11 protein-coding genes and 5 tRNA genes are annotated in these 13833 nt (G+C 45.1%); 9 read left to right on the top strand and 7 right to left on the bottom strand.

Going from position 1 to position 13833, the window contains the following annotated elements; translation table 11 throughout:
• Positions 1-83 precede the first annotated feature (83 nt).
• Entirely contained in the window at positions 84-1187 is a 1104-nt protein-coding gene (locus SHAL_RS18890; protein ID WP_223296297.1) for a PQQ-dependent sugar dehydrogenase, read from the top strand.
• Positions 1187-3454 (top strand): DNA topoisomerase IV subunit A, encoded by a 2268-nt coding sequence (gene parC, locus SHAL_RS18885; RefSeq protein WP_012278710.1) that lies wholly within the window; start codon positions 1187-1189, stop codon positions 3452-3454. Before SHAL_RS18890 ends, parC begins: the two co-directional genes overlap by 1 nt.
• A gap of 70 nt (positions 3455-3524) precedes the next feature.
• On the opposite strand, the gene SHAL_RS18880 is transcribed toward parC, so the two are convergent.
• Together SHAL_RS18880 and SHAL_RS18875 are read right to left on the bottom strand one after the other, a co-directional pair.
• Positions 3525-3716: a bacterioferritin-associated ferredoxin gene (locus SHAL_RS18880; RefSeq protein ID WP_012278709.1), complete on the bottom strand. Its 192-nt coding sequence runs from the start codon at positions 3714-3716 to the stop codon at positions 3525-3527.
• 178 nt (positions 3717-3894) lie between these two features.
• Positions 3895-4821: a D-2-hydroxyacid dehydrogenase gene (locus SHAL_RS18875; protein WP_012278708.1), complete on the bottom strand. Its 927-nt coding sequence runs from the start codon at positions 4819-4821 to the stop codon at positions 3895-3897.
• Between the two features lie 48 nt (positions 4822-4869).
• Between SHAL_RS18875 and SHAL_RS18870 the strand changes: the two genes are divergently transcribed.
• Complete coding sequence (locus tag SHAL_RS18870; protein WP_049763890.1) at positions 4870-5214, top strand: DUF3392 domain-containing protein; 345 nt, start codon at positions 4870-4872, stop codon at positions 5212-5214.
• 85 nt (positions 5215-5299) lie between these two features.
• Here SHAL_RS18870 and SHAL_RS18865 read toward each other — a convergent pair whose 3' ends face one another.
• The 5 genes from SHAL_RS18865 to rsgA form a co-directional block, all read right to left on the bottom strand.
• Complete coding sequence (locus SHAL_RS18865) at positions 5300-5995, bottom strand: glycerophosphodiester phosphodiesterase (RefSeq protein ID WP_012278706.1); 696 nt, start codon at positions 5993-5995, stop codon at positions 5300-5302.
• Between the two features lie 24 nt (positions 5996-6019).
• Positions 6020-9208, bottom strand: coding sequence for a mechanosensitive ion channel domain-containing protein (locus tag SHAL_RS18860; RefSeq protein WP_012278705.1), 3189 nt, complete (start codon positions 9206-9208; stop codon positions 6020-6022).
• Between the two features lie 69 nt (positions 9209-9277).
• The gene (locus tag SHAL_RS18855; RefSeq protein ID WP_012278704.1) at positions 9278-10156 is read right to left on the bottom strand and encodes a DMT family transporter; all 879 of its coding nucleotides are present in this window, start codon (positions 10154-10156) and stop codon (positions 9278-9280) included.
• Between the two features lie 14 nt (positions 10157-10170).
• Positions 10171-11034, bottom strand: coding sequence for an archaetidylserine decarboxylase (gene asd / locus SHAL_RS18850; RefSeq protein ID WP_012278703.1), 864 nt, complete (start codon positions 11032-11034; stop codon positions 10171-10173).
• Positions 11035-11184: 150 nt separating this feature from the next.
• A complete protein-coding gene (gene rsgA / locus SHAL_RS18845; RefSeq protein WP_012278702.1) occupies positions 11185-12249 on the bottom strand; it encodes a small ribosomal subunit biogenesis GTPase RsgA in 1065 nt (354 codons plus the stop codon).
• Between the two features lie 112 nt (positions 12250-12361).
• On the opposite strand from rsgA, the gene orn reads away from it, so the two are divergent.
• The 6 genes from orn to SHAL_RS18815 all read left to right on the top strand — a co-directional run bounded on the left by orn (position 12362) and on the right by SHAL_RS18815 (position 13629).
• Positions 12362-12907 carry an oligoribonuclease gene (orn, locus tag SHAL_RS18840; protein WP_012278701.1) on the top strand — a complete coding sequence of 182 codons (546 nt, stop codon included), beginning with the start codon at positions 12362-12364 and terminating at the stop codon, positions 12905-12907.
• A gap of 186 nt (positions 12908-13093) precedes the next feature.
• Positions 13094-13169 (top strand) — tRNA-Gly (locus tag SHAL_RS18835).
• Between the two features lie 48 nt (positions 13170-13217).
• A tRNA-Gly gene (locus SHAL_RS18830) sits at positions 13218-13293 on the top strand.
• Positions 13294-13340: 47 nt separating this feature from the next.
• Positions 13341-13416, top strand: a tRNA-Gly gene (locus tag SHAL_RS18825).
• 47 nt (positions 13417-13463) lie between these two features.
• Positions 13464-13539 (top strand) — tRNA-Gly (locus SHAL_RS18820).
• A 14-nt stretch (positions 13540-13553) separates the two neighbouring features.
• A tRNA-Gly gene (locus tag SHAL_RS18815) sits at positions 13554-13629 on the top strand.
• Positions 13630-13833: the final 204 nt, after the last annotated feature.

Below are 13833 nucleotides of genomic sequence, written 5' to 3'. Positions count from 1 at the left end.
CGGCAGTTTGAGATGAATGATTATAATCAGACAAAAGAATAATAATGACGTTTGAAAACTATCGAAATCAAATAGCTGTTGGGATGTCGCTGCTTTGCGCTCACTTTATATTTAGCTGTAGCACTTTAGCCGCCGAACCTGTGATGATCACAGTATCGAAAGGCTTTGGGTTAACCTTATATGCCTCCGATCTCGGTGATGCTAAGCAGCTTGCGGTTGGCGATAAGGGCACCTTATTTGTTGGCTCCTATCGAGACGGTACCATTACCGCCTTGGTCGATGCTGACAACGATGGTCGGGTCGATAAGCGTTATTCGATCGCCAAGGGGCTAGATTATCCTGAAGCGATCGCCTTTCATGATGGTGCGTTATATGTTGCAGAAAAGGAGCGCATCTTACGCTTTAACCAGGTTGAGTCCCGACTAAAAAGGCCGGGACGTCCGAAAGAGGTTTATGACCGCCTACCGGGTAATAGTAAGAAGAGTCGCCGCGCCATGCGTTTTGGTCCCGACGGCCTGTTATATATTGCCATAGGAGCCCCCTGTAACGTCTGTGAATCTGAAGCGCCCTATAGCAGTATTTTAGCGATTGATGTGGACACTGGCGCCAGCGAGCAAATAGTCAGTGGCGTCAGGAAGGTACTGGCCTTTGATTGGTCAGTCGAAGATAAGCAGCTTTGGTTCGCTGATAATGGCCGTGATTGGATGGGCGATAACCTGCCACCGGATGAGATCAATAAAGTCGAACGCAAGGGGAGCCACTTTGGCTTTCCCTATATTCATGCTACCGACATTATAGAACCTGCTTATGATAAGCCTAAAAACTTAAAAGTCGTTGCTCCTAGGTATGAATTGCCAGCTCATGTTGGCGCTAAGGGGCTTCACTTTTATCGTGGTAAACAGTTCCCTGAGCGTTTCCATAATCAGATGTTTGTTGCCGAAAACGGTTCATGGAATCGTTCAAGTAAAGTCGGCTATCAAGTTGTCATGCTAGAAATCAAAGATGACCAAGTCATTAAAAGAAGTACAGTAGTCAGTTTTCTAGACGGAGAGTTCCCCGTCGCAAGACCATATGCATTGGTCACGGCGCCCGATGGTGCTATGTATATTTCTGATGACCTAAAGGGCAACATATACCGTTTGTTCTATAAAGATTCAGCAAAAAATCAGTCACAGGATAATGATTAATGAGTGATGCGATAGATTTAAGCCTTGATGGTGTTGAGCAGATGCCTCTACGCCGCTTCACGGAAGAGGCATATCTGAACTATTCCATGTATGTGATCATGGATCGAGCATTGCCACATATTGGTGATGGACTCAAACCGGTTCAGAGACGGATTATCTATGCCATGAGTGAGCTGGGTTTATCGGCTCAATCTAAACATAAGAAGTCGGCGCGTACAGTCGGTGACGTGCTTGGTAAATATCACCCTCATGGTGATAGTGCCTGTTACGAAGCGATGGTATTGATGGCGCAGCCATTCTCATACCGTTACCCGTTGGTTGATGGCCAAGGAAACTGGGGCGCACCGGACGATCCCAAGTCATTTGCGGCGATGCGTTATACCGAAGCAAGATTATCTAAGTTTTCAGAAGTGCTACTTAGTGAGCTCGGTCAAGGTACTGTCGATTGGGGCGTCAACTTTGATGGCACCATGAAAGAACCTTTGGTACTGCCTGCTCGTTTACCGCATATTTTGCTCAATGGTATTACCGGTATTGCCGTTGGTATGGCAACTGACGTACCGCCGCATAACGCCAAAGAGTTGGTGGGCGCGTGTGTTGAGTTACTGGATAACCCTAAAGCTGATTTAGCACGTTTGATGGAGTTTGTGCCAGGCCCAGATTATCCGACAGAGGCTGAGATTATTACGCCTGCGGCCGATATCACTAAAATTTATCAAACGGGTCGAGGCTCGATTAAGGCTCGCGCTGTTTATACCGTAGAGAACGGTGAGATCGTCATTACCGCACTGCCGCATCAAGCCAGTAGCGGCAAAATTTTAGAACAGATCGCCAGCCAAATGCAGGCAAAGAAGTTGCCGATGGTGACAGACTTGCGTGATGAGTCAGATCACGAAAGCCCTGTGCGTATGATCATTGTTCCGCGCTCGAATCGTGTCGACTGTGATCAACTGATGGCGCATCTATTCGCGACAACAGATTTACAAAAAAGTTATCGTGTTAACTTGAACGTACTTGGCCTAAATGGGCGTCCGCAAGTTAAAGGCTTACTCGAATTATTAACTGAATGGCTTACGTTCAGAATGACAACGGTTAAGCGCCGTCTGGAATATCGACTAGATAAGATTTTAGCGAGACTACATATTCTAGATGCCTTGATGATTGCATTTTTGAATATTGACGAAGTGATTGAGATCATTCGTTATAACGATGATCCCAAAGCGGAGTTAATCTCTCGATTTGCATTATCTGATAAGCAAGCTGATGCCATTCTTGATTTGAAATTGCGTCACTTAGCCAAGCTTGAAGAGTTTAAGATTAAGGGTGAGCAAAGTGAGCTTGAAGCAGAGCGTGATAAGTTACAATTATTACTAAGTTCTGAGCGTCGCATGAAGACGCTGATCAAGAAAGAGCTTATCAAAGATGGCGAAGATTATGGCGATGAGCGCCGCTCACCACTGGTTGAGCGTACAGAGTCAAAAGCACTCACTCAGCAAGAACTGGTCGCAGTAGAATCTGTCACAGTTGTACTATCAGAGAAAGGTTGGGTGCGTTGCGCTAAAGGTCATGAGGTTGACGGTCAAAGTTTATCTTACAAAGCGGGCGATAGCTTCTTACGTTCAGCGCAGGGGCGCAGCAATCAACCTAGCGTGTTTATTGACACTTCCGGCAGGGCATTTGCCACCGACACCCATACCTTGCCGTCAGCGCGATCTCAGGGAGAACCTATAACGACTAGGTTCAATTTAGCCCCAGGCACAACAATGGAGCATTTGTTATTGTCTGATGACGAGCAATGCTACCTATTAGCGTCCGACGCGGGCTACGGCTTCATCTGCGCCAACAAAGACATGGTGTCGCGTAATAAGGCGGGTAAGGCGCTGCTAAGCTTACCTGCGAATGCTAAGGTGTTGCTGCCGCAGAAGGTGGATAAGTCAAAACCACAGTCGATATTAGCGATCACCAATGAAGGGCGTATGTTGCTGTTCTCTCTCGATGCGTTACCTCAGCTTTCTAAAGGTAAAGGCAATAAGATCATTGGGATCCCTGGCGAACGTGCTAAAAATCGTGAAGAGTTGCTATTGCATTTGAATGTGATACCAGAAGACACGGCTGTAACCCTGTGGGCGGGTAAGCGCAAGCTAACCTTAAAGCCAAGTGACTTGGAGCATTACCGTGGTGAGCGTGGCCGCCGTGGTGCTAAGTTACCGCGTGGTCTGCAGCGTGTAGACAGCGTTGAGCTTGGTGACGGTGAGCCCGTACTCTAATAGCGTTACGATATAAAAAATGCAGCCAAGTGGCTGCATTTTTTATTGAAACTCGGTGTGCTTATTAAGACTAAGCCACCTCGTAATAGTTAGGCTCGATATCCACTTGTCTTTGGATGATCTGAGTTGCCATTTTTGCACACTTTCCACATTGATCCGCTACGCCAAGACGCCTTCTAACATCGGCTAATGAAGCATCACCTTGGCTAACAGCTTCTTTGATTTGTGTATCGGTGATTGCATGGCAAAGACAAACGTACATGAAATATCATCTCAAAATCGAATATGGTTCGAAGTATAAATGAAAATGATTCTCAGTGCTAATAACGGCTTGGTATAAATATTGGTCATTTCGTCTAAGCCAGTTATTAAAAAGCGTGCTTAGCTCACATTGTTGTGATGATTGCCGTGCTGCTCATATTTTGTTCATCATTAACTCGCTAGTAACCACGCTCAAAGTGCACTCTATGAGACAGTTTTTCGCCTTTGAGCCACTTGTGAAAGTTTTCGGCAAAAATCTCTACCACTTGTTCGGGAAAACTGGGCGCTGCGATATGTGGCGTAATAATGACATTATCGAGGGACCAAATAGGGTGCTCTTCCGGCAGAGGTTCTTGATTAAATACATCAAGAATGGCTTGTTGCTCTGGATGGCTTATTAATTGTAAATAGAGAGCATCTAGGTCAAGCACATCACCGCGGCCTAAATTAAATAGTACGACCTCTTCTTTTAGCAGCGACAAGGTGTGCTTGTTTAGTGCGCCTCGAGTATCGGGTGTGCTAGGTAGGATACTGGCAACTGCATCGGCCTGCGGTAAATAGCGAGTAAGGTTGGCTAAGGTATCTACCTTATCAAAACCTATGGTGGGTTTTGCACCTCGATTAATACCAATGACATGCATACCAAAATGCTTAGCTGTTTGGGCGATATGTTTAGCAATGGAGCCTGTCCCTAGCAGTAACAAGGTTTGCCCTTGCAATGTCTTAAAGCTGCCTGGTAACCAAACCTTTTGATCTTGCTGAGTGCGATATTTTCTGTGCTCTCTTTGGTAAGCCAGCAGGTAACCAAACAGATATTCACTCATTAGCGGGCCGAAAATGCCGCGTACATTAGTGAGCTCATAGTCTTTGCGCTGTCTAGGTTTAACTAAGGCATCGACGCCGGCGAAAGTTGATTGCATCCATTTTAAATTGGCCGCATGCGGAAGTAGTGGAGCAGCTAGTTTTGGCTCGGCTAACCAGATATCGGCATTGAAAATACCTTGGGGATCATCATCTAAAATAAGCGTATTCGGTAGATGGCACGAACTTAATAGTTGACGATAACGCTCATTTTCTCTGGTGAGCAATAGTAGCTTGTGTCCCATACTAACTCCCTATATTCTACATTTACAGCTTTTTAACTTGCTTGGGCAATGTCGAATATAATATCTAAGGTTATTGAATTTCTTAACTATTTAGGGGCACTTGTCACCCCTTGGCTAGCTGAGGTCTCGATGGCAATTATAGCCTGTTGTTTGGTTGTATTTGGTGCTGATATCAATCGTTTTTTACGTCGCTACCTTGCGGGGCGCTCTTTTTTGCTGCGCACACTCATTTTCGTCATCGTCAATGCATTTGGCTATGGGTTGATAATTATCCATTTAAGCCCTTTGTTGGCGCAATATATGGCTAAAATACCGCCACACTGGTTATTTGTTTTGGTTGTGACTGCTTTCTTCGCCATAGGTAGCTGGGCGCAACGCAATAGACAAGTTTAAGTCGTTAATTTCAGTGTAGTTTGTTTTATTTAATTTGGGCAACTTGTCGGTATTGGCTTGCCGATGAAAGCAGCTTCAATGGCTGCTAATCTTGGCTGATATGAGCAATTGCGCGATCCGGATAGTTCGTGAATATTCCATCGACCCCCATCTGCTTTAGCATATCGAGATCATCAAGGTTATCTACCGTGTAAACATACACCTTAGCACCTCGGCGATGAGCATCATCAATCATCTCTTGAGTGGTAAAACTTAAGCCTAAATGAATGGAGTAGGCATCGAGTTGACTGACGATGTGTGCGAGTTCCAGTGGTATACCTTCGATTAGCGGGGCTACATTTGCATCTGGGTAGCGCTGTTTAAACGACGCCAAGAAGGGGTGGTTAAACGATGAGATCAGTAATTTATTAGCATCATAACTAAGATCTGAGATCAGTTTAGGATAGAGCGAGATAAATGCTTCAAGGCAAGCCAGCCCCTTTAATTCTATATTGACTAAAGTATTGTGTGGCTTTAGCAGGCTTAATACTTGGATTAAGCTCGGGATTGGCTCTCCATCAATGGTTATCTGGCTTAATGCTTGCTTAGTGTACTGCTCGATAAGACCCTCCCCTGAGCTCTTTGGCTCAAGGCGTCTATCGTGAAAAACATACAGCTCATCTTCAACTAAGTGCACATCGAGCTCAACCGCGGTAGCGCCGAGCTCAACAGCTTTAGCAAAGGCTGCAAGGCTATTTTCTGCCACATAACCGCTGGCACCTCGGTGAGCAAAAATCATCATAACGGGTTCTCAGTTGTTTTTTGTTTAGGTTCTTAACAAGCTTTGTACGTCTTTACTCTGACTCGCAGACAGATGTACTTCAAGCTGCGGATAGGCTAGCACTAAGTCATTCTCACGTAGCTTCTTGCTGATCTGCTTGTGCAGCTTATGCCTTAGTGGCCAGCGAGCGCCCATGTCTTTGGCATAGGCTCTGACTTCAAAGTCTTGGGTGTGTTGACCAAAGCCTGCAAACCATACTTCTGGCTCTGGAGAGAGCAGGGCATCGTCACACTCTTGTACTGCTTGGTAAAGTGCCGCTTCAACACGTGCAGGATCTGAATCTCGGGCAACTGAAACATAAACGATAACGCGAGTAATAGGATCTGAAAGTGACCAGTTAATGAGCTGTTCGGTAATAAAGGCCTTGTTTGGTACGATGATTTCCTTGCGATCCCAGTCGATAATCGTAGTGGCGCGAATTTGAATTTTACTCACTGTGCCAGTGAGATCGCGGATGGTGACGGTATCGCCAATACGCACCGGTTTCTCAAACAGAATGATCAGACCAGAGATAAAGTTCGCGAAGATCTCCTGCAGACCGAAACCTAAACCAACAGAGAGGGCGGCGACCAACCATTGTAGTTTAGACCATTCCATCCCTAAGGTTGAGAAGCAGCCAAGCACGCCAAACATCACCACTAAATAGCGGCTGACGGTGGTTAATGCAAAACCAGTTCCCTGACTGAGATCTAGTCTTTGCAGAATCGTCAGCTCGATAAGTCCGGGTAGGTTGGTAGCTATCATCATCGAGAAGCCAACAATAATCAGTGATAACAGTAGAGACTTAAGGGTGATAGGGATCTGCTGTTCAATACCGTTGACCGTGGTATTACTCGACCATAGAGTAACGCCGTCAAGCAGTGAAAACAGCGCGGTGTGGGTTTGAGTCCATAGGCCAACAATGCTGGCGAGAAATGCCAGCAGTAATAATGAACGTACTAGACCCAATGACTGGCTAGATATCGTCTCTAGATCGACTATTGGCTCTTCGTAAGTATCGCCTTGTTCGTTGACGCTTACTTCACCTTTCTCACGTTGTGCCAGCACTTCTGCACGCTTGGCCTTGGCTCGCTCGAAGGCGATACGGCGACGTTCAATTAACATCCAACGCTTGATTAAGTTAAACAGCAGTAAGAAGCCCAGACCAAATATCAATGATAATTGTAGCTGTAGGAACATCTGGAATGCGGTGTAGTAGTAGCCTTGGAAAGCCAATACCGCACAGGCGAGTGGCATGATAATTAGCATGGCCCACAGCAGCTTTTGAAGCAGTTTCTTATTCTTACTGTGATCGGCGGTATTTTCTTTGTTAGATAGGCTGAGCATATCTTTGTAAAACCAAAACAGCATCAAACAGAAGATAATAAATGCACCACGGCCGAGACTGTTGCGAACTAGAGAGGTATCAATCACTTCGGTAAAGGCCATGATCGCTAAGAACGGCGCCGCCATTATGGTGAACTGTCTAAAGCGTTCCTGCCCTGAGCGAACAATACTTTTTGGCGACTTAAAGTGGTTAATCAATAAGCCTCTGTCCAGCGCCAGTAGGTAGATAAAACGATAAAGTTGATAGAGCAGGCCGAGCGCCATGATCCCCATACCGATGGCGGAGACGAAGTTATGGCTCGATAGATAGAAGATCCCGCCAGCTAACACGATAGGTAGTGGTTTGAGTAGACTATAACCTAGCGAGTTGATCAGTACATGGAATGTATAGATAAACTTATCTTGAGTCACATTGCCGACAAAAGGCAGTTCACGGCGCATCGCCGATTTAAATTTCGGTGTCAAAATATCTTGAGCGATGATGCTGAGCACAAACAGTATTAGCCACCATGACCACAGGTTGCCCTGTTCATCGAATGAGCTCTGCATTTGACCCCAAGGGGCTTGCTGTAGCATCCACTGAATGCTCTGGTGAAGATCGGTGATCCATAGGCTACCGATACTGTTCGCATTGGGTACCCAGAATAGGTGTTCGTTGAGTGTGCTTTTAAGTGTTAGATATTGCTGGTTTAGCTGCTCATAGCTCACTCTAAGATCGGCAAGTTCACTTAAGTATTGATCATAACTCTGTAGCAGTTGTTGCAGCAGCATGCCTTGAGAGGATAAGAGCTTAGCTTGCAAGGAGTTATCGGCACCAATTGAGGTGACTTGCTGACTATTTAGGGTTTGTGCCTGTTCTATCTGGTAGCGGGCGAGCCGAGTATTGGCTATTTCACTCTGCACAGGCTCTTGATTTGGTGGCTTAGGTAGCGCTTGCAGCATCTGCAGGAAGCGCTCACCAAAGGCCGAATTTAGCTTAATCCAGCCGATCTGCTGTTGGATTGTGGTCAGCTGTTTGGCCTGAGCTTGGTATTGGGCTTCGGCTTGTTCCTGCTGTGTAAGGGTAAGGCTGATTTTATGATTCAGCTCTTTTAATTTCTCACCATAAATTAAGTTACTATCGCTAAGCTCTTGTGCGATTGGGTCGTGGGTTTTATCACCGGGTAATAAACTGCCTGCAATAGCCGCTTCGGTGCGCGCTTGTCTCTGTATAACGATCTCTTGGTTCAAGCGCTCAATTAACAGTTCCTGTTGAGCCAACTGTTCACGTACTAATTTGAGTTGCAGCTGGTTTAAGTCAATCTCTTTTTGACTACTCGCCAATAGTGCTTCGAGTGTTTTGACATCTTGCTCATAGAGGCGTCCTTGAGCAATTAAGAGCTGATTATTAATGGTTTGTTCTTCACCAATGCGAATTTTTTTATGTTTCTGTAATGCAGCACGGGCATTAACGAGTGCATCGGGCAACTCGCTATGGGACTTGATTAGCGCATTTATTTTTTGGCCTAAGCTTATTTCAACATCTTTTAGTTCCGATAAACGCAGATAGGCGAGTGAAGCCTGCTGGTTGATATCCTGTTGGTCTAAGTCGCGAGGTGGCTGTTGTGCATCTTCTATTTGGCTTAGTAAGTTTTGCTTATGTTTTGCATAGTTACTTATTAGTTCGCGCGCACTATTTTCTGTCAGGACTAAGTCATGGATCTTGTCTTCGAGTAGGCCGAGCTGCTCTTGTGGTGTCGACTCGCTGTTGGTAGGCGTGAGCCCTAGACGCTTATCAATTTGAAGTGGCGAGTTAGCACTAGCCGATAAAGCGAATAGACACAGAAGAAGCAGTAAAAAACGATGCATGATAAGAGTATGAATAAGGCAAAAAGGAGATGTTCATATTAGCCAAGTTAGCGTGATAAATAAATCGCTCTATGCACTCTTTTTTGCTCTATTTAACTTATGGTTTTGCTGCGTTTCGAACAATGCGGTAGCAACGACCAGTGTTCCGCCAATAACGGTTTTTAGTGCAAGCTCTTCGCCGAGCAGCATTAGGGCTAACATGGCACCATAAAAAGGTTGCAGGCAGGAGACTAGTCCAACCGTTTTTGCACTTAGGAGCCTTAATGCTGAGGTAAATAGCGCATGGGGAACAGCAGTAAAAACCACTCCTAGTAAAATAATCAACCACCATACATTTTGCTCGATGCTGCTTAGCTCTACGTTTAGCCAAGGGGCTAAAAAGAACACCGCAACCGAGGTCTGATAGAACATGGCTTGTTTGCCACTGTAGGCGGTGAAGTAGCGTTTATGCAGTAGGTTTCGAGCGGTAAACAGAGCGGCGGATAAAATGCCGATAGCAATACCTAAGGTGACATCATTACCTAGACTTGCCTCAGGGATCAGCAGTGACACGCCAATGAGCACCACTATGCCACTGATGACATCGGACAGCTTGAGTTTCGTCTTGGTGACAATGGGTTCGACCAAGACCGTCATGACCGGATAGGTAAAGAAGGCGATCATGCCAATGGCAACTGATGAGAGTTGCATCGAGGCAAAGTAGGTGACCCAGTGCAGGCTGATGATGATGCCAAGGGCTATAGCGATAAGGTAGTCTTTGCCTGCGTTTAACGACAGTCGTTGTTTGCTAAGTTTGACTATTAACGCTAGCACTGTGGCTGCTACGACGCAGCGCAACACAGTGATATCGAGTGCACTAAGGGGAATAAGCTTTGAAAATAAAGCGGTACCACCGAAAAGTAGTACCGCGAAGTGTAGTTCTAACAGCCCTGTCTTTTTATTGTCCATTCATACCTTAGAGATTAGTCTTCGATTTTTGCAAAAGCTTGACCCATACGCGTCACGCTTCTTGGCTCTACTCCATCAGCAAATTCGTCGAGAGCATCTTTAGCGAATAACATCACTACAGTGCTACCTAGCTTAAAGCGACCCATCTCTGCACCTTTCTCAAGGGTCAGTGCATTAGGACCTTCAGTTGGGTAATCCCAAGTAAATACTTTTTTGCCTGTTGGTGGTGTGACTGTACCCGCCCAAACGGTTTCGATACTTGCCACAATCGTAGCGCCAACTAATACCATGGCCATCGGGCCGATTTCAGTTTCAAAAATGGCGACAACACGTTCGTTACGAGCAAATAAGCCTGGCACGTTTTCAGCTGTTAACGGGTTAACAGAGAAGAGCTCACCTGGTACATAAGTCATCTTAGACAGGGTGCCTTTGATTGGCATGTGAATACGATGATAGTCTTTTGGTGCTAGGTAGATTGTGGCAAAGTCGCCGCCTTCAAAACGCTTAGCATCATCAGCCTGATCACCTAGCAATGCAAGTGAAGAATAATCATGTCCTTTAGCCTGAAAAATACGGCCTTCTTTGATCGGGCCGAGTTGGCTAACTGCACCATCAACAGGGTGAACGATGTAGTCATTGTCATCACATAGTGGACGAATACCTGGCTTTAGTGCACGGGTAAAAAAGTCATTGAAGCAGCTATAGGCTGTAGCTTCTGGCTCTGCGGCTTCACTCATATCAATCTTATATTGCTTGATAAACCAGTTAATGGCAGCAGTAGTGACAGAGCCCATTTCTGCTGCGGCAAGCTTGCCTACAAGGCGAGAAAGCAAGTGCTTTGGCATAATATACTGTAGGGCAATTTTAACTTTATCCAATTTGAATATCCTTTAATCTTTCACCTACTTTGAGGTGCTATCTATTTTATAAAACCAGCGAGCTGTTGTACGACATAAATTATCGTAGGAAAACAATTAATCTTAGCTATTCACTGATTTGAATCTACTTGCTTAATTAGCGGGTCGTGACTACTCGTCAGGACCTGCTCTAAAGTGACGAGCGTGTCTTTGCTCGTCTAAGCTGGCGATAATACGGTGGTAATTATTGTATCTGTCTTCGGTGATCTCACCTGCTTTATAAGCTTCGGTAATAGAACAGCCTGGATCGTTTAGGTGTTTACAGTCTCTAAACTTACAAGTGCCTAAATAATCCCTGAATTCAATAAAGCACCAGCCGACTCGGTCAGCGGGTAAGTGCCATAGCGCGAATTCACGTACGCCCGGTGAGTCAATCAGATCACCGCCAGTGGCTATATGAAGTAGCTTTGCGGTGGTCGTGGTGTGCTGACCTAAACCTGAGTTTTGAGAAATGTCACCAGTAATCAGTTCTGCGTCTGGCATCATGGCATTAATCATTGAAGATTTACCAACACCTGATTGACCCACGAACACGCTTACTTTGCCATCCATCAGAGAGTGTAATTGCTCGACACCTTCGCCAGTTATGCTGCTTACGCAGTAAACTTGATAGCCAATGGCTTTGTAGCGTTCAAGCGCAGCATCGATTTCAGGCGCTTCTTCAGGCGTAATTAAGTCAACTTTATTTAAGATGATGACAGGCTGGATGCCAGTGTCTTCAGCTGCAACTAAATAACGATCGATGATCTGGGTCGTAAAAGCCGGCTGTGTTGAGGTGACAATCAAAATCTGATCGATATTTGATGCAATGATTTTCACGCCATCATAAAGATCCGGGCGTGATAATAGCGAATGTCTTGGATGAACAGCCTCTACAATGCCTTCGATACGACTCGCTCCAGACTCACTGGTCAGCGCTAGACGGACAATAACTTTATCACCGGTGACTAGACTTTTAATATTGCGTCTAATATTACAGCGGGCAAGGTGGCCTCCATCTGTCTCGACGTCAGCGTGTTGGCCGAAGCGGGAAATAATGGTGCCTTGCTGCTCAGGGCCTAACGTACTGTCTTGTAAGTCAGTCGTTTCACCCGCATCGTGGCTCTGTAATTTCTTTTTTTGGTTGGTCCGCATTCTGCGTAATTGACCATGGCTTAGCGGTTTCTTTTTGCTCACGTATTAGTCTTCAATGATAAAGGTGATTTTGTGTTGCTTAAAAAAGCAGTATGATACACGGTCTTAAACAAAAAAGCCTGAATTTAGGCTAACAGGAATAACGGGTCGCTTTATGGCTATAGATGAAAACAATCTGATTTGGGTCGATTTGGAAATGACAGGACTTGATCCTGCCGTTGATAAGATTATAGAAATGGCCACAATTGTGACAGATAAAGAGCTTAATATTATAGCGCAAGGGCCAGTTATTGCTATTTATCAGTCTGACGAACAGTTAGCATTGATGGACGATTGGAACCAAAAACATCATGGTGAGTCTGGTTTAGTTGACCGCGTTAAAGCGAGTACAACTAATGAAGAGCAAGCAATAGAGCAGACTATCGCTTTCTTATCTCAATATGTTCCAGCGGGTGTTTCACCTATGTGTGGTAACAGCATTGGTCAAGATCGTCGCTTCCTAAATCGTTATATGCCAGCACTTGAAGATTACTTTCACTACCGAAATATCGATGTGAGTACAATTAAAGAGCTTGTTCGCCGTTGGGAGCCATCAGCGATGGAAGGCTTTGTGAAGAAGAACACTCACCAAGCATTGCAGGATATCGAAGAATCTATCGCCGAACTGCAGTTTTATCGAGCGAAAGTATTTAGAATTTGACCAATCAGTCAGTTTATTTGCAAGAAGGGGTTGCAGAGTAGGAAAATTCTCATATAATGCGGCCTCAACTTTTCGAAGAGTGAAAGACTTTACGATTAGATTGAAATGCAACATTAGCTCAGTTGCTAAAGGAATCAACGATACCTTTAGTTCATGTTTACAGCTAAGCAGCAGTAAAAGATTTATGCGACATTAGCTCAGTTGGTAGAGCGATACCTTGCCAAGGTATAGGTCATCGGTTCGAACCCGATATGTCGCTCCAAATTTAAACTTATGGGAACACCAAGTCCGGTAAGTAAAAAAGATTTACGCGACATTAGCTCAGTTGGTAGAGCGATACCTTGCCAAGGTATAGGTCATCGGTTCGAACCCGATATGTCGCTCCAATTTAAACTTATTGGGAACACCAAGTCCGGTAAGTAAAAAGATTTACGCGACATTAGCTCAGTTGGTAGAGCGATACCTTGCCAAGGTATAGGTCATCGGTTCGAACCCGATATGTCGCTCCAATTTAAACTTATTGGGAACACCAACTCCGGTAAGTAAAAAGATTTACGCGACATTAGCTCAGTTGGTAGAGCGATACCTTGCCAAGGTATAGGTCATCGGTTCGAACCCGATATGTCGCTCCAATTTAAAGATTTATGCGACATTAGCTCAGTTGGTAGAGCGATACCTTGCCAAGGTATAGGTCATCGGTTCGAACCCGATATGTCGCTCCAATCTTCCTCCTCGAAATTCCTGATTAAATCTCAGCTGCAAATATTAATAAAGATAAAAAATGTTTATGCGACATTAGCTCAGTTGTGCTCGTAGAAAATGTTGATACCTCTTTTTTTGCCAAGGTATAGACCTGTTTGTTTAAAGAGCTGGCTCGAACCCACTCTCATTAAAATCAAAAGCTCGCTCCAATCTTCCTCGTAGAA

The sequence above is a fragment of the Shewanella halifaxensis HAW-EB4 genome (assembly GCF_000019185.1).
In the GTDB taxonomy this organism is placed as follows: domain Bacteria; phylum Pseudomonadota; class Gammaproteobacteria; order Enterobacterales; family Shewanellaceae; genus Shewanella; species Shewanella halifaxensis.
This window is presented reverse-complemented; position numbering and strand designations above follow the sequence as displayed.

Excerpts from the sequence above, each read along its gene's own strand:
- SHAL_RS18890 (WP_223296297.1), top strand. The coding sequence starts at position 84 with ATGTCGCTGCTTTGCGCTCACTTTATATTTAGCTGTAGCACTTTAGCC.
- parC (WP_012278710.1), top strand. The coding sequence starts at position 1,187 with ATGAGTGATGCGATAGATTTAAGCCTTGATGGTGTTGAGCAGATGCCT.
- SHAL_RS18880 (WP_012278709.1), bottom strand. The coding sequence starts at position 3,716 with ATGTACGTTTGTCTTTGCCATGCAATCACCGATACACAAATCAAAGAA.
- SHAL_RS18875 (WP_012278708.1), bottom strand. The coding sequence starts at position 4,821 with ATGGGACACAAGCTACTATTGCTCACCAGAGAAAATGAGCGTTATCGT.
- SHAL_RS18870 (WP_049763890.1), top strand. The coding sequence starts at position 4,870 with ATGTCGAATATAATATCTAAGGTTATTGAATTTCTTAACTATTTAGGG.
- SHAL_RS18865 (WP_012278706.1), bottom strand. The coding sequence starts at position 5,995 with ATGATGATTTTTGCTCACCGAGGTGCCAGCGGTTATGTGGCAGAAAAT.
- SHAL_RS18860 (WP_012278705.1), bottom strand. The coding sequence starts at position 9,208 with ATGCATCGTTTTTTACTGCTTCTTCTGTGTCTATTCGCTTTATCGGCT.
- SHAL_RS18855 (WP_012278704.1), bottom strand. The coding sequence starts at position 10,156 with ATGGACAATAAAAAGACAGGGCTGTTAGAACTACACTTCGCGGTACTA.
- orn (WP_012278701.1), top strand. The coding sequence starts at position 12,362 with ATGGCTATAGATGAAAACAATCTGATTTGGGTCGATTTGGAAATGACA.